A 22,051-nucleotide genomic window follows, 5' to 3' on the forward strand; every position below is an offset into this window, starting at 1 on the left:
TTCAGTGCGAGCGGCCGCTCAGTTCGGCGCGGCCATATTCCGGTAGGCCTGTGCGTAATTGACGCTCGCACCGCGTTCGACCTGGCCGATGAACTCCGCGAGCTCGGCGGGGCCGAACACGTGCAGATCGGCGGCGGCCTTCTCGATATTGTTCAGCGCCGCATCGGCTTTAGCGGGCAGGGCGGCCAGATCGTGGCCGACCAGCACACCGTCGCGCTTGCGGATCTCGCCGTTCACCAGCACGGTGTCCACATCGGCGGCGCTCGACTGCAACACCACGCTGGCCGCGGGATAGCTGGGGCGCACCAGATTCCAGCGCGGCCGCACCACGATCACATCGGCCTTCTTCCCGACGGTGAGCGATCCGATCGAGGACGACAATCCCATGATCCGCGCACCATTGGTCGTGGCCCAGGTCAGTGCGTCGCGCACGCTCAGCTCGATGGACAGCGGTGAACGGCCCTCCGCGTGCACCGGCAGACTGTCCATCGCGCGCTGATGCTGGAGCGCCAGGCGCATCTGACCGAACAGATCGCCCGATCCGCAGATAATGCTGTCGGTGCCGATACCCGGCGCGATACCGTGCCGCAGCGCCGGGCGAATGGGCAGCAGGCCCATGCCCATCTGGAGTTCGGTCTCCGGCGAGGTCACCACGTGAGCTCCGCTGTCTCCCAACAGCTTCCACTCCTGTTCATCGAGCCCATTGCAGTGCACGTGCAGATGCCCGGGCAGCAGCAGACCGTGATCGTTGAGCTCACGCAGCCCGCGCAGGAGCACCGAACCCGCGGCCGCGCCGGTGTGCGATGCGCCGTGTACGCCCAACTCTCGGGCCTGGCGGATCTCGGCGGCCGTGGCGTCGAAGGCGATGGTGCCGAAATCGCTGTAGAGCATGCCCATTTGGTACATGTCATCCTCGGCGGAGAAGTACTCCGAGCGCACCCGGGCGGCATCGGCCAGCCGCTCGCGGTGGTGATGGAACGCCGGCGGCTGAAAGTCGTAGCGCTGCATGCCGTACGCGTACACCGAGCGCAGTCCGGCGGTGCGCAGCCCTTCGATATTGGCATCGGCGTGGGCCGGGCTGTTGACGCAGTCGCAGCAGTCGAAGATCGAGGTCACGCCGGCGTCGAGTGCCTCGAGCGCTCCGACCAGGGTCGCGACGCCCATATCCTCGGCTCCGAGAATCGAACCGATGCCGTAGAAGGTGTTGGCGATGAATTCCAGGAGCGCCTGATCCCCGGAGATGCCGCGCAGCAGTGCCAGCCAGGTGTGCCGATGGCTGTCGATCATGCCGGGGAGCACGATGCCGTCGGGCGCCTCGATCCGTTCCGCGTCGACTCCGGCGAACTGAGTGGCCGGGCCGATGCCCACGATGGCCTCGTTTTCGATCAGGACCGCGCCGTGCGGGATATCGCCCAGGGCGGGGTCCATGGTGATCACCAGATTTCCGGTGACCAGGGTGCGTTGGGTCATGGGGTTACCTCGATTCTGCTGGGAGGGAGAAGTATTCGGAGTTCGCGGGCGCGGCGAGCCGGCGCAGGCGCGCGATCGGCATGCGATGGTTGACGGTGGCGGCGGCCACCACCGCGCCCTCGGTATGCCACCGCAACACCAGATTTCGCGCGCGGCGGCTGCCCTCCAGGACGGTCGGGGGCTGATCGCCAGGGATGTCGCCGCAGACCTTGATCGACAGGCCGAATTGCTCGGTCCAGAAGTAGGGTCGCGGCTGATAGGGCGCGAGGGCCTTGCCGAGCAGGGCGGCGGCCGCGGCGGTGGCTTGGTCGACGGCATTGGCCCACAAAGGCGTTCGCACGCCGTCGGCCGTAGCGGCGCCCAAAATACGGCGAGCCGCCACATCACCGGCGGCGACGATGCCCGGCGCGGCCCGCAACCACGGATCGACCAGCACTCCGCCCGCGAGGGTCAACCCCGATTCGCGCAGCCATTCGGTATTGGGGACCTCGCCGATGGCGGTGATCACCGTATCGGCCTCGAACCGCAGCGAACCGGCTCGGACCAGGCCGGGACCGGCGATCTCAACCGGGTCGGGGGTGCTCACCACCCGCACCCCGGCATCGACCGCAGCCTCGGTGATGAGATCGGCGAGGTAGCCGCCGACCTGGCGGCGCATCGGCGGCAGCAGGTCCAGCACGGTCACCTCGCGACCCAGTTCCCGGCACACCGAGGCGATCTCCATGCCGAGCGGACCGCCGCCGATAATGACCACCCGGGAGCTGGAGATCAGCCGATCCCGCAGTGCCACTGCGTCATCCATCGACCGCAGTCGCCACTCCGCGGGATCCGCGGTCAGCGTGCGCGCTCTGGCTCCGGTGGCGATGACAAGGCCGTCGAATCCGATCCGCTCGCCCGTGGTCAATCGCAGCCGCCGCGCCGCCACATCCAGGCCGGTGGCGGTCACCCCGCACCGGACCTCGATATCCGCCGCCAGATGCAAACGCGCGGATTCGGGCGTATTGCGTCCGCACAGAATGTCTTTCGACAGCGGCGGACGGGTGTACGGTGCATGCGATTCCGCCGAATATAGGGTGATCGATCCTTGAAACCCACTGGCGCGCAAGGCATTGGCGGCGGTGACGGCGGCGATGGAACCGCCGACCACGGCGATGTCCCGCAGGGCGCTCATGTGTCGATCCGCAGCGCCGCCACCGGGCACACCCCGACCGCCGCCGTGGCATCGGCGACATCGTGCTCTGGCACCTCGCGATTCTCGTAGTCGAAGTGCAGATTCCCGTCGTCATCGAGGCGGAAGAGTCTGCCCGCCCGTTCCTCGCACATGCCGTGTCCTTCACAACGGTTGTAGTCCACGGTGATTCGCATAGTCGTCTCCTTCGGAGCGAGATCAGGACAGCCGCACCCGGGTCGGCAGGGTGTCGAAGCCGCGCATGACGTTGTTCACCGCCCGCCGCTCACCGCCGACCTCGAAGCGGGTGACGTGCCGCGCCAGAGCGGCGAGCACGCTGTGGGTTTCGATCCGGGCCAGCCCCTGTCCGGCGCATCCGTGCGCGCCGTAACCGAATCCGAGATGATCGACCGGATTGCGAGTGATGTCGAAGGTGTCGGGCCGGTCCCATTTGCGCTCATCGCGATTGGCCGAGGCGAACATGACCAGCACCTGCGCCCCCGCCGCGATCGGGACTCCCGCGATCTCGGTGTCGTGCGCGACGCGGCGGCCGAATTGGCGCACCGGCGTCTCGTATCGGATCGCCTCGTTGAACGCCATCGGGATGCGTGCGGGGTCGGCTCGCACCAGATCCCACTGCTCGGGATGCCGAGCGAAAAGCCAGATGGCGGTGGACAACCCGGTGACCGTGGTGTCCAGCGACGGAGCCAGATAGTCCAGCATCAGCGAAATGGCCTGGTCGCGATCGACTTTCCCGTCGTCGAGCGCGTCCAGCACACAGTGCGCGATACCACCGGGGCGCGGGGAGCGCTCGTCGACCAGACGCGTGGCGTAGGCGGCCATATTCCCCGCGGTCTCCAGCGCGGTGCGCGCCCGATCATTGAGCGGGCCATGGCAATTGAAGTTCGCCGCGGCCCAATCGATCAGATGCTCGCGCCCCTCGACAGGGATGCCCAGGAAGTCCGGGACCACCGCGAGCACCAGGCTGCGCGCGAGATCGCCTACCGTATCGAAGGATTCGGCCTTGAGCACCCGCTCCACCAGCGCCTCGGCGGCGGTCTCTATCGCGGCCCGCCTGGGCCGCAGCGCCTTCGGGGTCAACTCATGTGCGACCAGGCCGCGCAGGAACACATGCCGTTCCCCGTCGCTGGCGAAGGTGGACCCGCGCAGCAGCGTGTTGTAACGCTCGTTGAGCGAAACTCCGTCCCCGGTGCGAAAAGTCGCGTCATCGGCCAGCACCGCCCGGACCTCGCCGTAGCGCGGCAGCGCGTAGACCTCGAGGCCGGGCAACCAGACGACCGGCCCGAGGGCACGCAGGGCCCGGTAGTGCGGATACGGATCCAGGATCGCCGCATCGGAATACAGATCCTCGGAGTAGGTGGGTACCCCCACCGGTGTCCGCGTGCTCACGGCGCGCCCTACTGCTGGTAGGCGCGGGCGAAGTTCGCCGAGGCCGAACGTTCGGCCTGGGTGAACCAGCCGTAGACCTCCTGATCGGTGTACGCGGGCAGCGCCGCCGCGGCTTTCTCGATTCGATCCAGCGCGGCATTGGCATTGCGGCGCACCGCATCCAGGTCGTAGCCGACGAGCGCACCATGGCGCTTGCGCACCACACCGTTCACCAGCACGGTGTCGACATCGGCGGCGGTGGACTGCAGCACCACCGAACCCAGCGGATAGCTCGAGCGCACCAGATCCATCCGCGGACGCACCACGATGACATCGGCCTTCTTACCCGGCGTCAGCGAACCGACGACATCGCCCAAGCCGATGACGTCCGCGCTGTTGTGCGTGGCCCAGGTGAGCGCATCGCGGACCCCGAGCCCGACCGTGGCGGGCATGGTGCCCCGCGCGTGCGTGGCATCGTGGTCGAGGCAGCGCTGGAATTGCAAGCCGATTCGCAACTGCGAGAACAGATCTCCCGAACCGACGCAGACGATATCGGTGCTGATCCCGGGCGCGAGACCGTGATCGAGCGCGGCGCGGAACGGCGGATGACCCATGCCCATCTGCATCTCGGTCTCCGGCGCGATGGTGACCTTGCCGCCGGTATCGGCGATGAGCTGCCACTCCCAATCGTGCAGCGCCGGACAGTGGATATGCAGATGCCCGGGCAGCAGCAGTTCGCGATCATTGAGTTCCCGCAAGCCGCGCAACAGAATCGAACTGGTGGCGGCGCCGGTGTGCGAAGCACCCACGATTCCGAGGTCGCGCACGGCGCGAATCTCCGCGGCCGTCTCCTCGAACGGCAGAATGCCGAAGTCGCTGTACAGCATCGCCATTCGCGACAGATCGTTGTCCGAGCCGAAATGCTCCGCGCGCAGGCGGGCTGCGTCGGCCAGCCGTTCGCCGTGAGAGTGGAACGCGGGCGGTTGATAGTCGTACGCCTGCATACCGTAGGCGTACACCGACCGAATTCCACTCGCGCGCAACGCTTCCACATCGGCGCGGGCGTGGTCCGGGCTGTTGACGCAGTCGTGGCAGTCGAAAATCGTTGTGACACCGGCGTCCAGCGCCTCGAGCGCGCCGACCATCGACGCGGCGGCCGCGTCCTCGGGCCGCATGATCGAACCGATGCCGTAGAAGGTGGTCGCCAGGAACTGCATGAGCGACTGATCGGCGGAGATGGCGCGCAGCAGCGCCATCCAGGTATACCGGTGGCTGTCGATCAGGCCCGGCAGAATGTAGCCGCCGGCGGTGTCGATTCGCTGCGCGTCCACACCCGCGAAGTCGTCCGCGTTGGCGGTGACGGCGACGATCGAGTCGCCCTCGATCAATATCGCGCCCTGTGGCAGATCGCCATATGTGCCGTCCATGGTGATGATGGGTCCACCTGTGATGACGGTCTTGTCGGTGCTCATGTGCGAGCGCTCCCTCCGCGAACTGCTGGAAATGGTGGGATCGATCGTGAGTCAGCGGACCCATTGCGCGCCAATGCCTGTTCGGGCCCCACCAATGCTCGTCGCGGTATAGGGGTACCCGGTGCAACGTGCGCGTGAGGTATTGGAAATACGCCCGATATACATGGAGTACATCGTTCGGCGGGATTAGTATCCGCGTATGGGTATAGCTTCGCGAAGACCGGGTGCCTGATGGTGGATCAACCCCGTCTCCTGGACGGCAGATTGAAACTGCGGCATCTGGTTCTGGTCGACGCGCTCACCCAGCACGGCAGTGTGGTCGGCGCGGCCGCCGCATTGCACATCACCCAGCCGGTCGCGACCCGGAGCCTGCACGATATCGAGGCCATTCTCGGTGTCTCGCTTTACGATCGCGGCCCGCGCGGAGTCACCCCGACCATCTTCGGCGAGGCGTTCACCGCGCACGCACGCGCCGTGCTGGCCCAGCTCAGCCAGGCCGGACGCCATATCGTCGAACTCTCGGACGCCGATCGCGGCACCGTGGTGGTGGGCACGCATCTGGCGGGGTCGAATGTGTTGCTGCCGCGCGCGATCGCTCGGCTCAAACAGGAACGACCGATGCTCACGGTCATCGTGCGCGAAGGCTCGCCCGCGGCCCTGCTGGTCGAATTGGAGGCGGGCCGAGTCGATCTCATCGTCGGCAGGCTGACCGCGCCCACCACCGAAACCGCTGTGCGCGTACCGCTCTACCACGAGTACGTGGAGATCTTCACCCGTGCCGAACACCCCCTGGCCGGATATCCGCAGCTGGAACTGCATGACCTCGCCGCGTACCCGTGGATCCTGCCCGGCGCCGAGACCGCGCTGCGGCGCGAACTCGAGGAGTTCTTCGCCCGGAACGCGATGCCCCTGCCCGACAACCGAATCGAAGCCACCACGTTCCTGACCGTGCGGCAGTTGCTGTTGGAAACGGACCTGGTCGCGGTGCTGCCGAGCCTGATCGGCCGTGATGACGCCCGCCTGCGCCCGCTACCGCTGTCGCTGGAACCGGTGGGGCACAGCGTCGGCATCACCATCGCCGCGGGGCGCACCCTGAGCCCATCCGCCAACGCCCTGATCGCCGATCTGCAACGTATAGCCGCGGAGCGGCTGGGCGGCGACCGCCCCTGAGAGATCGTGCGGCCGCAGCTCCACCGAACGGGTCGCCGTGCGCGGTAGGGTCACGTGCTGACAGTTAGCTCGTATCGTCGCCCGATCTGTCTCGACCCGATCAGGAGAGCGCCGGATGCATCGAGTCGTACCCGCGAGCCAGCGTCGTACAGTGGACGAACTCGTCGATCGGCTCGACCTCGCGTCCGGTGATACCGGTGCGAAGCGCTCGGCCTTCTGGACCATGCTCGCCCTGTCCGGGGTGATCGCCATCAGCGGAGTAGTCGGTAATTCCGCGGCGACCGTTATCGGCGCGATGATCGTGGCTCCGCTCTCGACCCCGATTCTCGGGGTCGGGCTGGGTATCGCCATCGGCCGCGGCCGCCTCGTCGCGCAGAGCCTGCTTTTGGTGTTGTCCGGGGTGTTGCTGATTGTCGGGTTGGGATTCTTGTTCGCCCAGTTCCTGCCCAATGCCACCCATGTGCTTGCCAATTCGCAAGTGCTCGGGCGAACCTCGCCGACCCTGATGGATCTCACCGCGGCGCTGGCCACCGGACTGGTCGGAGCGATCGCGGTCACCCGGCGCGATGTCGGCGACGTGCTACCAGGCGTGGCGATCGCGATCTCCCTGGTGCCGCCGCTCGCGGTGGTCGGGGTGTGCTTGGGCTCGGATGCGCCCGCACTGGCACTCGGCGCGTTCGTGCTGTTCGCCTCGAACGTGATCGCCATGATGATCACCGCGACCGTGGTCCTGGTGGCCGCCGGATACGCGCGCGAAGCGGGGGAGAACACCGCCCACCGCGGCCGTGCCTATCTCGTACTGGGCATCGCGCTGATCGTGGTCGCGGTGCCCATGGTGGTGAATTCGCTGTCCTCGCTGTGGGCCGGGCAGATCGCCGAGGCGACCCGGCATTGGCTGCGCGACGTCCCCGACGCCCAGGTCACCGATGTGACCCTGGGCAGCAACACCGCCACCATCGACATCCTCGCACCCGATGACATACTGCCGCCGATAGCGGAATTGCAGCAGTCCGTCGACGATTTGCTGCCGTGGAGTCCCACCGTTGTCGTGGTGCAAACCGTGGGCCGTCACCTGTCCAGATGACCCGGTGTCAGCGCCCCACGGAGGCGAAAGTCGGTTCGGCAGGAGCGAGTACGCGCAGTAGGCGACCCAGGACCTGGAGGTCGCCGTCGATATCGACGCCGTTGATCCCTTCACCGCGCAACATTGTCAGCAGCAGATGTTTGGTCAAAGTCAGTGTCAGGTCGGCTTTTTCCGGTGGCGGGGCGTCGATTGCGCTGTGCCGGTGCGTGAGTGCGCCGTGGCACAGCGTGAGCCGGACTGTCTGGTTCTCGTCGGTGAGGCGCCAATCCATGGTGAATCCGGACTCGGCCGCACGGGGACCGTCGACCCGGATCGCGAGCGCGTGCACGATCGCGTCCGTGGATGTGGTTTCAGCCCAGTGTGATTCATCGCCATCGGCCAGTTCCCCCGGATCGTTCCGGCTCGATCGATAGCGCTGGACGATCGCCTCGACCGTGTCCGCGAGCGTCCCGTGATGTAGACGGCGCGACCAGGTTTCGGCCAGCGGCGCGGGCAACGCCAACTCCACCGCGATCTGCGCGGCGTTGAGCCCCTGACCCATCAGCCGCACCGTCTGATCGTGCAGGTACGCGTGCAGGTCGCGATACTGGGCCAGTAGATCGCTGATCCGATCGCCACCCCACACCGGCCGTATGCCGGCCGCGAAGGCCACGTCGGTGCGATCGGCGAACAGGGTCAGCGCCTCGTCGAGGTCGTGAACTCGCCCGCGTGTGTCGGCGGTCAGGATATGGCCGTGCGTACGGTGCGACGGCCCGGTGGTGGCGGTCTCGGCCAGGTGCAGAGCGCGAAAATCGGGCAGCAGGAAGTTCATTCCGCGTGGTGCGTCGGCAGCGGTGGGCAGTTGGCACAGTATGCGCACGCCGTCGATCTCCTCTTCCTGCGCCGCGCCGGTGACAGTGATGGTCGGCCCCGTCGTGAGCGGTGGTTCCTGCCACGTCAGCACCGGAATCTCGGGATCCTGGTACTCGTCGCCCGGAATCGGTCGCGTCTCGTCGATCGCGCCGGTATGAATGAGCCCGGTGATCGGGCGTTGTCCGCGATATCGCCGATACAGCGACACCACGTCCCGGGTGGAATCCGCGGAGGTCAGGGGGTCGACGACGATGATGCCCCGATCGCCCTCGATGAGTGACATCCCCGACCATTCGGAATTGCGCACCTGGAACACATGCTCGGTGACTTCGAAAAGCTCTTGCGCGCAGGGTGATTCATTTCGTTGATCCCGAGCGCCGATATTCGAGTTCTTCATCTACAGACCACCTCATAGTCGGACCGCCGAATATGTGCTGCCGGATCAGTGTCCGCAGTCCTCGGAAGTCGCCGATAGTTCAGAAATGAAGAATGGGATAGGACCTGGTCAGAGGCTTTTCTTCGGGTGGTGAGCCGCGTACGCCGGTGCGGTCACGTGTATTCTCACCACAATGGGCGAGCCATACGAAGGCCATACCTTGAGCTACGACCATTCGATGACGCCGGTGCCCACACCGGCCTGTCCCTACGTGGTCGCCTGGCATTTCCTGCGCCACGTCGGCGAACAACTCGACCAGGTCGCGGCCGCCGACCTCAAATCCTCACATCTGCTGCACGCCAGTGATTACCTGATCCTGCTCGCCCTGCGTACCGCGGGCACTATGCGCATGGGTGAATTGGCCGAGGCCACCCTGCTGCTGCCGAGCAGACTGACCGGGCGCGTCACCGAACTCGAAGCCCAAGGCCATGTCACCCGCGAAAGCGCCGGTGCCGACGCCCGGGGCGTCCAGGTCGCCATTTCGCCGCTCGGACTGAGTTTCCTCGCCACCGCCGAGGCGACCCACTCCAAGCACGTGATGGAATTACTCGCCGCTCGGCTGACCAAACCCGAAGTGACACAGCTGATCGAGCTCATCACCAAGATTCCGGCATCGCCCGGTCTGCCGATGTACTTGCGAATGCTCGGTCAGGACTACCACCAGCCCGCGGGGGAGATCCCGTAGCCGAAACGCGGGCTATTCAGGGTCCAGTGCGGCGAGACGGGCAGTCAGGAACGCTCGTTCGACGTCGTTGCCGGTGAGCAGGATTGCCTCGTTGTAGGCGATGCGGGCCTCCGCGGTGCGGCCCAGGCCCGCCAGGAAGTTGGCGCGGGCGGCGGCGAGGTAGCCGTATCCGGCGAGTTGCGGTTCGGCGGTGAGGGGTTCGAGCGCGGCCAGGCCCGCCGCGTCACCCTCGGCGAAGCCAACGGCGACGGCGTGATTCAACGTGACGACCGGCGAGGGCCAGAGTTGACCCAGAACGTCGTAGAGGCCGACGATTTCGGTCCAGTCGGTATCGGCCCAGGTGCGCGATTCGGCGTGCACGGCGGCAATGGCGGCCTCAAGGCCGTATCGACTCGGGTTGCGGCCCAACGATTCCCGAACCAACGCGATGCCCTCGGTGATGCGGTCGCGGTCCCACCGGTCGCGGTCCTGGTCCGAGAGCGCGACCATATTGCCCGCCGTGTCGGTGCGGGCGTCGCGTCGCGACTCCGACAGCAGCAGGAGCGCGAGAAGTCCTGCGACCGAAGCGTTCTCGGGGAGCAGCGCGCGCATCATGCGGGCCAGATCGACCGCGCGCTCGGTGAGGTCCTGCCGGATCAGATCGGTGTGGTACGGCGCGGTGTGGCCGCTCGTGTAGAGCAGATGCACGACGGTCAGCACTGATTCGACACGCTCGGGCAGGTCCGCCGGGCCGGGAACGCGGTACGGAATGCGGGCGGCGGCGATCTTCTTCTTGGCGCGGGTGATGCGCGCCGCCATGGTGGGTTCGGGCACCAGAAAGGCCCGCGCGACCTCGCCCGTGGTCAAACCGCAGACCAGGCGCAGGGTCAGCGCGACCTGGGCTTCGCGTGCGAGCGCGGGGTGGCAGCAGGTGGTGATCAGGCGCAGCCGATCATCGGGGATGGCCTCGTCGAGGTTCCGGGCGACGGTGTCGGCGATGTCATCGGTGGGTTCGTCGGAAATCAGCAGCGGCAGGGCGCGGGTCATCGTCGCCTGCCTGCGCAGCAGATCCAGGGCGCGATTGCGCGCGACGGTGGTCAACCAGGCACCCGGACGGTCGGGAACGCCTGCGGCCCAGCTGGTGAGGGCCTGGGCATAGGCATCCTGGACGCATTCCTCGGCAAGATCGAGGTCGCGGGTGACGCGCACCGTCGCGGCGAGCACGAAGGCCCACTCGCGGCGATGCGCGTGCGCGACCGCGGCCGAGACCGCGGCGGCGGTCATGATTCAGCCGAAGACGTGGATCGGCCGGACCTCGACCCCGCCCTCGGCCATCGGAACCTGCTTGGCGAGCGTCAGCGCCTCGTCCAGGTCGGCGGCCTCGAGCAGGTAGTACCCGCCGATCTGTTCCTTGGTTTCGGCGAAGGGCCCATCGGTCACCGTGAAGCCGCCCGCGCCGTCTGGACGAACGCTGGTGGCGGCGTGGCTGTGCTCGAGCGCGTTGCCGCCACGCAGGGCGGCCTGATTGTTCGTCTGGAAGCCCTGGTGGTCGCGCATCATCTCGGGGTCGTTGAGGTTGGTGCGCTCTTGCCGTTCGTCCTGGTAGATCAGGACCAAGTACTCAGCCATGGGTAATCCTTTCATCCGCCGGTCCGCCTTCGGGACCATTCAACTCTTCGACGCGCACCCACGGCCCGAATCGACAGGCCCGTCGAATCTGATGCGGGAAAGAGGTGGCCCAGCCAGTCCGGCGGCGAGCGGAGAGGGTGCGCTAGCGCGATCCCTCGGGCGGGATGAGGGACCCGATCATGGTGGCCAGCAACTGGATTCGGCGTTCGGTGAGTTCGGGGTACGGGCGCACGTGGCGGAAAAGATGTTCGGCGTCGAACATGTCGCTGATCATGAAGACGGCGGTCATGAAGTCGGCGGGATCGAGTTCCTCTGGGGGATCGATGATCTTCAGCGCGAGTTGCAGGATCGCCGAGCCGTAGGCGACCAGTGCGGGCTGCAGTCCCGCGCGGAGCTGCTCATCGGTGCGGGCCGCGAGCTGCAATTCGTAGATCACGGTGTTGGTGCTGTTGCCCGCTATCTCGTATTGCAGCCGCAGCACCGCCTCGATGGTGCGCTCGGATTCCGGGATCGTCTGGAATCGCGCGTCGAAGACTTCGAGCTGCCGCCGGAACGCGTCCTCGGCCACCGCGATCATGAATTCGGTCGTGGTCTCGAAGTGACGGAACAGCGCGCCGTAGGACATGCCCGCCTCGGTCGCGATCGTTTTGACCGAGGCCCGGACATAGCCCTTCTCGGCAATGGTCACCATCGCCGCGTCGATCAGCTTGGCGATGGTGGTCTCGCGCCGTTCGCGTTGTGTGCGGCTCACAGCCGCCGATCCTAGGGCTGCCGACATAGCGGCTCACTCACCGACCGACCGGTAGCCGTCGCTCGGCGGGCTTACGGGCGGACTGACCGGTGCGCAAGAACTGTCCCGTGCCCCACTCGGCTCCGAATCCGGTGGCGAATTCCCCACCGCGATAGACGGTTACGCCATTGATGAGGGTGGCGGCCACCGCAGCGTCATTGCGGTTGACCATGCGGGTCAGCCCGAACTCCGGCATCGCGTTCTCATGCAGCCCGTGCACGGACTGATCGAGCCCGGCCGGATCGATGATCACCAGATCGGCCCGATCGCCCTGACGCAGGTAGCCCGCGTCGAGCCCGTACCACTCCGCCAGCTCGCCGGTGAGACGGTGCACCGCGCGCTCCAAGCTCATGAACGGATTGCGCTTGCCCTGCGCGGCTTTCACCCGTTCGAGCAGTCGCAGGTGATAGTTGTAGAAGGCCATATTGCGCAGATGTGCGCCCGCATCCCCGAACCCCATCTGCACACCGGAATTGGTCGCCAGCTTGTCCAGATACTTGGGTCGATCATTGGCAATGGTGGTGCGCCAGCGCAGTTTCCGGCCGTACTCGATGACCATATCCAGGTAGGCGTCCACCGGATGCAATCCGCGCTCGCGGCCCACCTGGCCGATGGTCTTGCCGATCACGCTCTCATCCGGGCATCCCACGATGGTGGCGTCGAAGAAGTTCCGATGCCAGATTCGCGGACTGAACTTGTTGTCGTAGTCCTTGCGGAACTGTCGCCGATACTCCTTGTCGCGCAACAGTTCATTGCGCTCGACCTCATCCTTGAGATGCAGCGCCGCGGCCCCCGCCCCGAACTCCTCGAACACCACCAGATCGATGCCGTCGGCGTAGACGGTGAACGGCACCGGCAAATGCTGCCAGCGGAAGTCGGTGCGCGCGAACCGATTCAGCAGCGGCGCGGCGTACATCATGAAGTACACGACCGGGGGATAGGCCTTCGAATCCGCCGCCGACAGCAGTGAAGTTCGCAGCGCGGGCCGCCGGAACAGCCCCGAACTCGCGGCGAAGTACTTCCACACATTGGGCCGGAAATTGATGGTCGGCGCACTCTGCAGAATGCGCCGCCGCCGACGCAGCACCCCGTTGAGCGCCCGAAATTCCTTGCCCCGCGCGTATGTCGAAGGCAGCGACCGCGAGCGATAGATCTCCCCGTCGATCTTGTCGAGGGTATTGCTCATCGACGACATGCCGAGCATGCCCGCATCGATAGCATCCTCCAAAAGCGTTCGCATACGCTCGATTTCGACCGCCGACGGCTTGGTATCGCGAGTCACCGCCCGATCCAGCCCCAGCACAGCGGTCCGCAGGTCCGAATGCCCTAGGAACCCGGCCACATTCGGCCCGAGTGGAAGCCGCTCCACCGCCGCGACGTATTCGGCCGGACTGCGCCAGTCCCGATGCTCTTCGAGTACATCGTGCACCGCATCGCGCGGCACCGCCTCCACCCGGCTGAAGAAGTCCGCGCAATCGGCGTTCGACGCCAGAATCGTTGACAGCGAACAGTTTCCGATGAATACCGTTGTCACCCCGTGCCGCACCGACTCGGGCAATCCCGGCTGGGCGAGCACCTCGGCGTCGTAATGGGTGTGCACATCCACGAACCCCGGTAGCACCCACTTGCCCGCTGCGTCGATCACCTCGGTATCGCCGCCCGCGTCGAGCGATTCCGCGGATACGACTTCGACGATGCCGTTCCGGATCCCCAGGTCGCGGCGCTGCGGAGGCGCTCCCGTCCCGTCGAACCAGAGTCCGTCGCGCACGATCGTGTCGAACATGTGGCATGCCTTCCGGTAGGTCGTCCGGAGTCACCGTAGCAAAGATAGTAAGTGATCACCATCTTTATCCGGCCTGGTAGATCAAACCTTTGCCGCGCTGGAAGAGACATGTGTTGCGAGGCACTGTTTGTACTCAATAGTGACAAACACTACAGTACCGTACTCATGGGTACCGAGCCGTCCGGCTCGATGCCGGCACATCTGTCCAACGGAGGGCGGTTTATTCATGGGGTTGTCGTTGCGAAGGTCGTTCAGCGGCCTGGCCGTCGTGGCGGCGGTGGTGGCCGCGGCGGCGGCCACGCCGGTCGCGCAGGCCGCTCCGGACGGCAGCGTCGGCGGCGACCCCGGCTGGACCGTCACACAGGACGCGCCACCGAAATACCCTGGCGTGCACATTGATTGGGATGTGCCGATCACCATGAGCGACGGTGTGGTGCTCAAAGCCAATGTGTACCGGCCGATGGACGCGGACAACCACATCGTGGACACCCCGCTGCCGACGATCCTGAATATGACCCCGTACACCAAGCTGGTCTCGATGCTGGAAACCTCGGCGATCGCGATTCCGGGGCTGTACGACGCGATCGTGACGCTGATGAACCGGTTCGATCTGTTCAACCTCACCGGTACGGGGCTGGCGGGACTGGGGGATCAGATCAAGCTGCTCTCGGGCGGCGCGGGCCGAACCTTCGCGGCCGATCCCAACCTGATCCGCAGCGGCTACACCCAGATCGTCGCCGATGTGCGGGGAACGGGATTCTCCCAGGGGGATTGGGGGCTGTTCAGCCCGCGCGAACATCAGGACACGGTCGAGATGATCGACTGGGCGGCTCAGCAGCCGTGGTCCGACGGCAACGTGGGGATGAGCGGTATCTCCTATTCGGGCATCAACCAGCTCTATGCGGCCGAGGAGAATCCGCCCGCACTCAAGGCGATCTTCCCGATCGTGCCCGGCAGCGATATCGTCCGCGATGTCGCGGCCCCCGGGGGAGCGCTGGGAATCGGCTTCGCGCCGCTGCTCGCGACCGCGGTCGATGCCACCAAACTGCTCCCGGATCTGGTGTCGATCCTGAACGGTCGATTCGATTGGAAGTGGCTGGCCGATCGGGTCCAGAACCCGCTGACTCTGTTCGACCTCATCCTGGCCGCGCTCACCACGCCCTCGATCGACAATCTGCCGCCCTCGATCGCCCCGGTATTGGATCCGGGGACGCCGTTCCGTTCCGGCTTGCTCGGGCATCCCGACCGGATCAAGGTGCCGACGTTCGTGGTCGGCGGCTGGCATGACATCTTCAGCAACTCCGAGCCGCGCATCTTCGAGGCCATCTCATTGCCCACTACCGAGAAGAAACTCCTCATGGGCGACTGGTACCACAGCACCCCCGGCGCCGGTCTGGGCGTTGCGGGAGCACCACCGCGCATGGATGTGTTGCAGCGTGCCTGGTTCGACCACTGGCTCAAGGGAATTGACAACGGCATCGAGAACTACAGCCCCGCGACCCTGTTCCAGCAGGGCGGCGGCTGGACCACCGACACCGAATTCCCTCGTGCCGGTATGACTTACGCCCGGCAGTACCTGTCCGCGGATGCGAGCGGCTCAATCGCGACCCCCGTCGCACATGATGGTTCGCTGTCCTCGTCGCCTCCCACATCGACTACGGCACTGACGGTTTCGCCCGGCCTGTCGACGGTGTGCTCGCGCGACGCCGCCCAGGGCACCGCCGGTGCGCTGGGAATCCTCGACATCTGTGCGAAGGACAGCCGGATATCCGAAGTCGCGGCGCTGACGTTCACCGGAAACCCGGTCACCGAGCCGACGCTGATCTCGGGGTCGGTGAACGTACATCTCAACACCGTGCTGGACGCCACCGACGGATACTGGACCGCGACCCTCAATGATGTTGCGCCCGACGGACAGTCGACCGTACTCACTTCGGGGCAGTCGACCGCGTCACTGCGGGCCAATGACGAGACCAGGAGTAAGCGCTCGGCCAACGGTGACTACAGCGACCCGTACCCGATCCTGTCCCTGGCCACGCGCCAACCGATCGTGCCCGGAGAGCCGACCGTGCTCGATATCGGCCTCGAGCAGACCGACGCGATCCTGCAACCCGGGCATCGTTTGCGCGTGGACATCTACGCCTCGAACTTTCCGAGGGGCCTCCTGCTTGGTCCGATGCTGAACGAATCCGGTCTGAAGCCGCAGCGACTGGTGCTCGACCCCAGTTCACCCAGCTTCATCAACCTCCCGTCGAGCCGTCCGATCTGATCGAAAACCGCGGTCTTGCGCTCGATTTCGCCGGGTCCGAGACCGGATGATCCCCGCCGGGTGACCTGACGAGATCGTCAGGTCACTTGACGACTGTGCCCGCCGGTGCGGGTGTGCCGTGTTCGCGGAACTCGATCAGCTCGGAGGTGTACTGCGCCACGGCCCAGGGGTTGGTGAGCGGGGTCCAATGGCCGACGCCGACCGTGCGCCGCCACAGCGACGGCACCGCATTCTCCAGGCCATTGAAGTAGACCGGGGTGACGAAGGGGTCGATCGACGGGCGAATCTGCTGCACGACGGGGACCTCGACATGGTCGTAGGTAGGGTTGAGCAGGCGCTGGAACATATTGGCGCGGTACAGGTTTGTCTGCGCAGCGCCATCGCGCCCGCTGTACTCCTCGTGCTGTCCCCCTTCGAGTCCGACATAGGCTCGCATCAATTGCGCGCCGAGGCCCGAATTCCAGAACGCCTCCGGCAGTACGGGCAGATAGTTGAACGGCACGTAGCTCGAGGCCATAGCTTGGTAGTACAGCGCGGGCCAGGCGGTGATGTTCCCGAATTCCCGCTGCAGCGAACCCGACAGCAGATCCAGGCTGGGCCCGGAGATGAAGGTGAACGACGAGAACTTCTCCGGGATACGTGCCGCCGATTCCCAGGTCTGGATCGCGCCCCAATCATGCGCCAGCACATGCACTTTCACGCCGGGAGCGGTTCGGTCGACGACCGCCTCGAAATCCTGTGACAGCTTGGGCAGTTCGTAATCCGATACCGCGTCGGGATGGTCGCTGGCCCCCGATCCACGCGGATCGTAGTTGACCACGTGATAGCGATCCGCGAGCAGCGGGATGACCTTGCTCCAGACATCGGAATTGTCCGGCCAGCCGTGCACGAGCACGACGGTCGGGGCCTGGTCGTAAGCGGGACCGTACTCCTTGACCGAAATCGTCGTCCCGTCGGCGGAGATGACCGAGGACTCAACGGGCTGGCCGAGGGGTTCCGCGGTGGCCATCGGCACGGGTAACCCTGACGTGAGCATTATGAGCAGTCCGGTCGACACGGCGGCTCGCAGCGATCTGCGCTGTTGAATGCGGGGCATGAGCACTCCTCGGTGAACCTGGTCGTAACTTACTGAGGAGTAAGATACGGAGCCTCCGGAGGCGTAGCCAATCCGTCCGAATGGCGGACGCGTTCGAAAATCGCTGCGGCCCAGGTGCTCCCGTCGTGGTCGCGGGCTATTTCGGTGAACTTGTCCCCGTATGAGCGCCGTCCCGAAAAGTGACAAACATCAATGTTTTCTGATCGAGGTAATCAAGGATGCGGCGGGCCGCGCGAATCGTTCCGCGTCGCAAGAGGGCTTGATCTCATCTGGGGTGACGTGTGAACGGATATGTCGCCCAGTGCAACAGAACGCTCTCAGCGGTGCCCGAGACGATCAGCAGTTCACCTCGGAGCCGACCGTGCGAGGCGCGGAATCGGCCGGGGCCTTCTTCCTCGAAGTGGGTATCGGTTGCTGCGGGGTTTGCGGTTAGGTGGGCGTGCAGCCCGTCACGACGCCATTCGAACACCGTCTCCTCCGATTCGGACCACCAGCTGCCGAGAATCGGTCGTATGCGGTCTGGGCAGGGTGCCGCGGGTTCCCACGCCAAGGTCGGAATTGCGGCTGCGGAGGCGATCGCGTCAACGACGGTCTTTGTGGTGAGGTCGCTCAACACGGTGCCGTGTGTGAGGTTCGAAAGAGCCACTGCGACAGTGGAACTCTCACGATGCAAGGTCAGTGCCGCCTGGAATCCCGGCATGGCCCCGGTGTGCCCGGCGAGAATTCCAACGTCGTGGCGCTCGAGGAGCAGCCCTAACCCCCAGCCCTGTTTCCACGATCGGGTATCGACCACGACGTGCAGGGTGTGCATGGCATCGACGACTGCGGTCGGAATAACGTCGGGCCGGTTGCCGCACAGGGCATCGCCCCACCGCAGCAAATCCTCTGCGGTGGACCATAACTGACCGCCCACACCGATCGCGCCCTGCTCTATGCCGGGTTCTCGGTGAACGGCGTCAGCGAAGGGATCCAGGCGATATCCGATCGCCGCGCCGTTGGGCATCGACCAGGTGGTGGCGGTCAATTCCAAGGGCCCGAGCAGCATTTCATCGATCAAGAGTTCGCAGGACTCGGCGGTGACCCGCTCGATGATCTGGCCGAGGACGGCGTAACCCAGGTTCGAGTAGTGCCATCGCTCCCCGGGCTCGGCGACCAATTCGACCCGGCCGAACGCTTCCCGAAGCTCCTGGCCGGAGGGACCCTTCATGGATTCCCACATGTCGACGGGAGCCTCGCGCTGCATACCGCTGCTGTGCGAGAGCAGCATTCGCACCGGCAGCTGCCCGAACGGCGTGCCTGTGAGATACCGGCCCACCGGTGCATCGAGTTCCAGCTCACCGCGTCGGCACAGCAGCAAAGTCACTGCGGCGGTGAAGGTCTTGGTGATCGAGCCGATCCGATATCGGTGCCCGAGGGTGGCGGGAGCTCGGTTCTCGATATCGGCGAATCCCACCGCAGCCGCCGCGAGAGGTACGCCGCTGCGGCCGACCATCGCCGCCAGACTGGGTAATCTCTTGGTGGCCTGCTCATTTGCCACGCTGGCCGCGAATGCTGTTTGAAGGTCGGCGTCCATAGGTCCCCTCATATCTCTCACTGGCTCAGCCCTCGTTCTAGTGAGGCAGATTCGCCCGGCCGCGGTGGGCGAATTCGGCGCGAGAATCCTCATCCGCACCTGACTCGAGGAGTTGGGGCTACGCCCTCCGGGTGTGAAGGACGGCGAACGCGCCGCCCGTGCTCGCGGCGATAAGCACGACAATGCCGAATGCGGTGGCACCCGCGGTCAAACCGACCGCGTCACTGATGAATCCGGTGATTGTCGGTAACGCCGCGGCAGGCAGGTAGCCGCCGACGTTCTGGGCGGCATTGGTTTCCGCGAGTCGGTCGGCGGTGACGGAGGCGCTGATCGCGGTGAGACCGCCCAATTGTCCCAGGCCCTGGCCGATTCCGGCGAAGACCGCGGCCGCGCCGAACAGGGGCAATGACGACAGGTGTAGTGCGGCGATCAGCGCGGCCATGCTGGTTGCCGTCGCCACCGCCCCACCGACCAGCACCGCACGTAGCGACAGTCTCCGGACGGCGAACTGAATCGCGGTGGCGGCCAGGAACATTCCGAATGCCAGCCCACCGGCGATCACCCGGTTCGTGGCTCCGAGCAGGTGTGAGAGCACCGACGGGCCCAGTGACAGCACGAAGGACGTGGCCGTGATTCCCGGCGCGAATACCGCGATGCCGAGCGCCACCGCGATCCGTCCGCTCGCCGGTACCGCCGGGATCCGGATCCACGGCCCGCGTCCGCCGGTGCCTCCCGGCAGATCCCAGCGTGCCACCATGACGAAAGCCGAAGCGAGCAGCACGATTTCAACCACGAAGATGGTCACCGTCGGGCCGGGCAAGGTCTCGGACAAGATCCCGGCCAGCAGCGGCCCGGAACCCGCGCCGAGCACCATGGCAGCCGAAGCTGCTAGTGCAGCAAGCTTTTTGCGCGCCGGTCCACCTAGATCGGTCACCGCGGCCATCCCCGCCGATACCGTCGCGCCGACGGCGATCCCGGTCAGCAGCCGAGCCACCGCCAGCATTGCGATCGAGTTCGCGGTGGCGAACAACGCCGCAGCGAGCACGGCCAGGGCGATGGCGGGGAGCAGTACCGGCTTGCGGCCGACTCGATCCGAGACCACGCCCGCGACCAGCAGTGCACCGAGCAATCCGACGATGTAGCAGGCGAAGATCGCGGTCAGGGTGCCTGCGGAGAATCCCATCTCGCGCTGCCAGATCCCGTACAACGGTGTGGCCGCGTTCGACAGCGCGAAGACCGCGAATACCGGCCACGCCGCCAGCCACACGATGCCATTGCCGTCTCGCGTTTCCGATCGTGCCAGGAGCGTCGTCATCCCATCCTCCACTAGTTCGAGAATTGTCGTACTAGTACGACAGTGTTCGAACTTAGCACCTAGTACGATAAATTACGTACTAGTGCCGCACACCCGGGAGACCCCATGTCATCGGCGACCGAAGCCGCCACCCACCTGCCCGAGCCCGCACGCGCGGACCTGCGGCTCGAGCACATCATGGCCGCGCTGAGCGATCCGCTGCGCCTGACCATGGTCCGCAAACTGCTACTCGAATCCCCCGACACCGACCGCTCATGCGGCTGGTTCGGCAGCGACCGCCCGAAGTCGACCCTCACACACCACTTCCGCGTACTCCGCGAGGCAGGCGTGACCCGGCAGCAGCAGTACGGACTGGAACGCCGCAGCCGCGTACGCGTCGAAGACCTCGACGCCCGCTTCCCGGGCCTGCTCAACTTGATTCGCGCGTGGACACCGGCCGACTGAATCGGCCCGACACGCCCGGTCGGCCCTAGCTCGGTGGGCTCGCGTTGGTCATCAAAGTGTCGATCAAGCCTCGTATGCGCTCGATCGGGTAGTGCTCCGGCCGCGCGATCATCTCCTGCGCGAAGCTGTGCACGATGTCCTGGATCAGATAAGACGCAACTTCGGTGTCGAGCGGCGGGTCCGGCATATCGCGGACGGCGTCGCTCAGTGCGTATTGGAAGCTCTGCCTGAGGGATTCGCGGATCTCGTGCATTCGCGCTCGGACGGTCTCGGTCGTTCCTTCGGTCGGCACGCTGAGTAGCAGCCAGGTCCTCGGTTGGGCGCGCATCACGTCGAGCCGGTCGATGATGATTTGAACGAAACCCTTGTCCGCCAAGGCGGTTGAGCTGTTCAACGCTTCGGAAACCGCTGTGATCTCTCGAGCGACCGTCTCGGATTCCCGATCGAGTACGGCGATGATGATGGCCTCCGGGCCGTCGAAGCAGTCGTAGACCACCGGACGGGTGAAGCCGGTGCGCTTGGCGACCGACTGCATGGTGATGGCGGGGAATCCGTCGTCGATCGCGATGTCGACCGCGGCGTCCAGAATCCGTTGCTGCCGTTCGGGAGTCATGCGCCGTCCGGCGGAACGCTTCACCACCACCCCGTCGCTCATCGTGGCCGCCCGATGGCGAAGCGATCGATGAACCAGGTCACGACCGCGGTAATCCGTTCGGGGGGAAACTGTTTCGGATCCTTCAAGACGAGTCGAGCCGCGGATTCGCACCCGGAGAGGAACGCCAGCGCCATCAGTTCCGAGTCGGATTCGGTCGATCCGAACGGTTCGGCCAACGGTTCGAGGGAGGACCGCAGCGCGGCGAATATCGCTGCTCGCGTTGCCTCCATGCCCGCGCGAACTGTTTCGGGAGCGCCGGAGGGTGGTAGCAGAATCAGCTGCCAGGTCTGCGGGTCCGACATCACGATGTGCAGGAACCCGGTCAGCGCCGATCGCATGAGCTCGCCGATATCCGTGCCGCGGTGCACCTCGGGGGCGGCCGCCAGCATCGATCCGAGTGCCCTCTCGGTCTCTCGCTCGAGTAGATCCCCGAGCAATTCCGCGCGGTCGCTATAGAACTCGTAGACGACCGGGCGGGTCACGCCCGCCTCGCGCGCGATGGCCTGCATCGTGGCATTGGCGAAGCCCGAGCGAATGACCAGCGCCGACGCCGAATCCAGCAGCTGTTGCCTGCGCTGTTCGGGCTGCAGCCGCACCGCCGAGCGCGTCTGCCGGGTTGCCGCCTCCGTCACCGTGATCCTCCTTCGCTCGGACCAGTATCGCGTGCGCTGTGCCGGGTCGATGACATGCCATTCGTTCGCGGCCGAGTTCTCGGGGCATTACTTCTCGTTGAGCGTCAGGCCGGGGGTGTGATACATATCTGTAGGTACACACATGTAAAGTTAGTGTTCG

Annotated in this window: 20 protein-coding genes; 5 read left to right on the forward strand and 15 right to left on the reverse strand. The window is 65.7% G+C overall.

The window, feature by feature from the left end; all coding sequences use genetic code 11:
* Positions 1–18: 18 nt before the first annotated feature.
* Genes ACFC4D_RS12190 through ACFC4D_RS12210 form a run of 5 tightly spaced genes read right to left on the reverse strand, consistent with a single transcriptional unit; the run spans position 19 to position 5,499 of the window.
* The gene (locus tag ACFC4D_RS12190) at positions 19–1,470 is read right to left on the reverse strand and encodes an amidohydrolase family protein (protein ID WP_376062767.1); all 1,452 of its coding nucleotides are present in this window, start codon (positions 1,468–1,470) and stop codon (positions 19–21) included.
* 4 nt (positions 1,471–1,474) lie between these two features.
* Positions 1,475–2,641 (reverse strand): NAD(P)/FAD-dependent oxidoreductase, encoded by a 1,167-nt coding sequence (locus tag ACFC4D_RS12195; RefSeq protein WP_376062768.1) that lies wholly within the window; start codon positions 2,639–2,641, stop codon positions 1,475–1,477.
* Positions 2,638–2,835 carry a ferredoxin gene (locus ACFC4D_RS12200; RefSeq protein ID WP_376062769.1) on the reverse strand — a complete coding sequence of 66 codons (198 nt, stop codon included), beginning with the start codon at positions 2,833–2,835 and terminating at the stop codon, positions 2,638–2,640. Before ACFC4D_RS12200 ends, ACFC4D_RS12195 begins: the two co-directional genes overlap by 4 nt.
* 22 nt (positions 2,836–2,857) lie before the next feature.
* Positions 2,858–4,048: a cytochrome P450 gene (locus tag ACFC4D_RS12205; protein WP_376062770.1), complete on the reverse strand. Its 1,191-nt coding sequence runs from the start codon at positions 4,046–4,048 to the stop codon at positions 2,858–2,860.
* An 8-nt stretch (positions 4,049–4,056) separates the two neighbouring features.
* Positions 4,057–5,499, reverse strand: a complete 1,443-nt coding sequence (locus ACFC4D_RS12210) for an amidohydrolase family protein (protein WP_376062771.1) — start codon at positions 5,497–5,499, stop codon at positions 4,057–4,059.
* Positions 5,500–5,733: 234 nt separating this feature from the next.
* On the opposite strand from ACFC4D_RS12210, the gene ACFC4D_RS12215 reads away from it, so the two are divergent.
* Both ACFC4D_RS12215 and ACFC4D_RS12220 read left to right on the forward strand, forming a co-directional pair.
* Positions 5,734–6,669: a LysR substrate-binding domain-containing protein gene (locus tag ACFC4D_RS12215; protein ID WP_376063653.1), complete on the forward strand. Its 936-nt coding sequence runs from the start codon at positions 5,734–5,736 to the stop codon at positions 6,667–6,669.
* A gap of 115 nt (positions 6,670–6,784) precedes the next feature.
* Positions 6,785–7,753: a TIGR00341 family protein gene (locus ACFC4D_RS12220; RefSeq protein ID WP_376062772.1), complete on the forward strand. Its 969-nt coding sequence runs from the start codon at positions 6,785–6,787 to the stop codon at positions 7,751–7,753.
* A 7-nt stretch (positions 7,754–7,760) separates the two neighbouring features.
* Here the strand turns inward: ACFC4D_RS12220 and ACFC4D_RS12225 are convergent, their stop codons facing one another.
* Positions 7,761–9,002, reverse strand: a complete 1,242-nt coding sequence (locus ACFC4D_RS12225) for an alkyl sulfatase C-terminal domain-containing protein (RefSeq protein ID WP_376062773.1) — start codon at positions 9,000–9,002, stop codon at positions 7,761–7,763.
* A gap of 172 nt (positions 9,003–9,174) precedes the next feature.
* On the opposite strand from ACFC4D_RS12225, the gene ACFC4D_RS12230 reads away from it, so the two are divergent.
* Entirely contained in the window at positions 9,175–9,726 is a 552-nt protein-coding gene (locus ACFC4D_RS12230; protein ID WP_376062774.1) for a MarR family winged helix-turn-helix transcriptional regulator, read from the forward strand.
* Between the two features lie 12 nt (positions 9,727–9,738).
* Here ACFC4D_RS12230 and ACFC4D_RS12235 read toward each other — a convergent pair whose 3' ends face one another.
* The 4 genes from ACFC4D_RS12235 to ACFC4D_RS12250 all read right to left on the reverse strand — a co-directional run bounded on the left by ACFC4D_RS12235 (position 9,739) and on the right by ACFC4D_RS12250 (position 13,907).
* Positions 9,739–10,989: an RNA polymerase sigma factor gene (locus tag ACFC4D_RS12235; protein WP_376062775.1), complete on the reverse strand. Its 1,251-nt coding sequence runs from the start codon at positions 10,987–10,989 to the stop codon at positions 9,739–9,741.
* A 3-nt stretch (positions 10,990–10,992) separates the two neighbouring features.
* Entirely contained in the window at positions 10,993–11,334 is a 342-nt protein-coding gene (locus tag ACFC4D_RS12240) for a YciI family protein (RefSeq protein ID WP_376062776.1), read from the reverse strand.
* Between the two features lie 142 nt (positions 11,335–11,476).
* Positions 11,477–12,085, reverse strand: coding sequence for a TetR/AcrR family transcriptional regulator (locus ACFC4D_RS12245; protein ID WP_376062777.1), 609 nt, complete (start codon positions 12,083–12,085; stop codon positions 11,477–11,479).
* Between the two features lie 37 nt (positions 12,086–12,122).
* Positions 12,123–13,907, reverse strand: a complete 1,785-nt coding sequence (locus ACFC4D_RS12250) for an amidohydrolase family protein (RefSeq protein WP_376062778.1) — start codon at positions 13,905–13,907, stop codon at positions 12,123–12,125.
* A gap of 226 nt (positions 13,908–14,133) precedes the next feature.
* On the opposite strand from ACFC4D_RS12250, the gene ACFC4D_RS12255 reads away from it, so the two are divergent.
* A complete protein-coding gene (locus ACFC4D_RS12255; protein ID WP_376062779.1) occupies positions 14,134–16,176 on the forward strand; it encodes a CocE/NonD family hydrolase in 2,043 nt (680 codons plus the stop codon).
* Between the two features lie 82 nt (positions 16,177–16,258).
* Here the strand turns inward: ACFC4D_RS12255 and ACFC4D_RS12260 are convergent, their stop codons facing one another.
* From ACFC4D_RS12260 to ACFC4D_RS12270, 3 genes are all read right to left on the reverse strand, one after another.
* Positions 16,259–17,272, reverse strand: a complete 1,014-nt coding sequence (locus tag ACFC4D_RS12260; RefSeq protein ID WP_376062780.1) for an alpha/beta fold hydrolase — start codon at positions 17,270–17,272, stop codon at positions 16,259–16,261.
* Positions 17,273–17,537: 265 nt separating this feature from the next.
* Positions 17,538–18,845 (reverse strand): serine hydrolase domain-containing protein, encoded by a 1,308-nt coding sequence (locus tag ACFC4D_RS12265; RefSeq protein WP_376062781.1) that lies wholly within the window; start codon positions 18,843–18,845, stop codon positions 17,538–17,540.
* 118 nt (positions 18,846–18,963) lie between these two features.
* On the reverse strand, positions 18,964–20,160 hold the full coding sequence (locus tag ACFC4D_RS12270) for an MFS transporter (protein ID WP_376062782.1): 1,197 nt from the start codon (positions 20,158–20,160) through the stop codon (positions 18,964–18,966).
* A 105-nt stretch (positions 20,161–20,265) separates the two neighbouring features.
* On the opposite strand from ACFC4D_RS12270, the gene ACFC4D_RS12275 reads away from it, so the two are divergent.
* Positions 20,266–20,604, forward strand: a complete 339-nt coding sequence (locus tag ACFC4D_RS12275) for an ArsR/SmtB family transcription factor (protein ID WP_376062783.1) — start codon at positions 20,266–20,268, stop codon at positions 20,602–20,604.
* A 25-nt stretch (positions 20,605–20,629) separates the two neighbouring features.
* On the opposite strand, the gene ACFC4D_RS12280 is transcribed toward ACFC4D_RS12275, so the two are convergent.
* Together ACFC4D_RS12280 and ACFC4D_RS12285 are read right to left on the reverse strand one after the other, a co-directional pair.
* Positions 20,630–21,259: a TetR/AcrR family transcriptional regulator gene (locus tag ACFC4D_RS12280; RefSeq protein WP_376062784.1), complete on the reverse strand. Its 630-nt coding sequence runs from the start codon at positions 21,257–21,259 to the stop codon at positions 20,630–20,632.
* Complete coding sequence (locus ACFC4D_RS12285) at positions 21,256–21,891, reverse strand: TetR/AcrR family transcriptional regulator (RefSeq protein WP_376062785.1); 636 nt, start codon at positions 21,889–21,891, stop codon at positions 21,256–21,258. Before ACFC4D_RS12285 ends, ACFC4D_RS12280 begins: the two co-directional genes overlap by 4 nt.
* Between the last annotated feature and the right edge of the window lie 160 nt (positions 21,892–22,051).

Source organism: Nocardia sp. NPDC056000 (assembly GCF_042269265.1).
In the GTDB taxonomy this organism is placed as follows: Bacteria; Actinomycetota; Actinomycetes; order Mycobacteriales; family Mycobacteriaceae; genus Nocardia.

Coding starts and splice junctions, on each gene's coding strand:
- ACFC4D_RS12190 (WP_376062767.1), bottom strand. CDS start 1,470: ATGACCCAACGCACCCTGGTCACCGGAAATCTGGTGATCACCATGGAC.
- ACFC4D_RS12195 (WP_376062768.1), bottom strand. CDS start 2,641: ATGAGCGCCCTGCGGGACATCGCCGTGGTCGGCGGTTCCATCGCCGCC.
- ACFC4D_RS12200 (WP_376062769.1), bottom strand. CDS start 2,835: ATGCGAATCACCGTGGACTACAACCGTTGTGAAGGACACGGCATGTGC.
- ACFC4D_RS12210 (WP_376062771.1), bottom strand. CDS start 5,499: ATGAGCACCGACAAGACCGTCATCACAGGTGGACCCATCATCACCATG.
- ACFC4D_RS12220 (WP_376062772.1), top strand. CDS start 6,785: ATGCATCGAGTCGTACCCGCGAGCCAGCGTCGTACAGTGGACGAACTC.
- ACFC4D_RS12225 (WP_376062773.1), bottom strand. CDS start 9,002: ATGAAGAACTCGAATATCGGCGCTCGGGATCAACGAAATGAATCACCC.
- ACFC4D_RS12230 (WP_376062774.1), top strand. CDS start 9,175: ATGGGCGAGCCATACGAAGGCCATACCTTGAGCTACGACCATTCGATG.
- ACFC4D_RS12235 (WP_376062775.1), bottom strand. CDS start 10,989: ATGACCGCCGCCGCGGTCTCGGCCGCGGTCGCGCACGCGCATCGCCGC.
- ACFC4D_RS12240 (WP_376062776.1), bottom strand. CDS start 11,334: ATGGCTGAGTACTTGGTCCTGATCTACCAGGACGAACGGCAAGAGCGC.
- ACFC4D_RS12250 (WP_376062778.1), bottom strand. CDS start 13,907: ATGTTCGACACGATCGTGCGCGACGGACTCTGGTTCGACGGGACGGGA.
- ACFC4D_RS12255 (WP_376062779.1), top strand. CDS start 14,134: ATGGGGTTGTCGTTGCGAAGGTCGTTCAGCGGCCTGGCCGTCGTGGCG.
- ACFC4D_RS12260 (WP_376062780.1), bottom strand. CDS start 17,272: ATGCCCCGCATTCAACAGCGCAGATCGCTGCGAGCCGCCGTGTCGACC.
- ACFC4D_RS12265 (WP_376062781.1), bottom strand. CDS start 18,845: ATGGACGCCGACCTTCAAACAGCATTCGCGGCCAGCGTGGCAAATGAG.
- ACFC4D_RS12270 (WP_376062782.1), bottom strand. CDS start 20,160: ATGACGACGCTCCTGGCACGATCGGAAACGCGAGACGGCAATGGCATC.
- ACFC4D_RS12275 (WP_376062783.1), top strand. CDS start 20,266: ATGTCATCGGCGACCGAAGCCGCCACCCACCTGCCCGAGCCCGCACGC.
- ACFC4D_RS12280 (WP_376062784.1), bottom strand. CDS start 21,259: ATGAGCGACGGGGTGGTGGTGAAGCGTTCCGCCGGACGGCGCATGACT.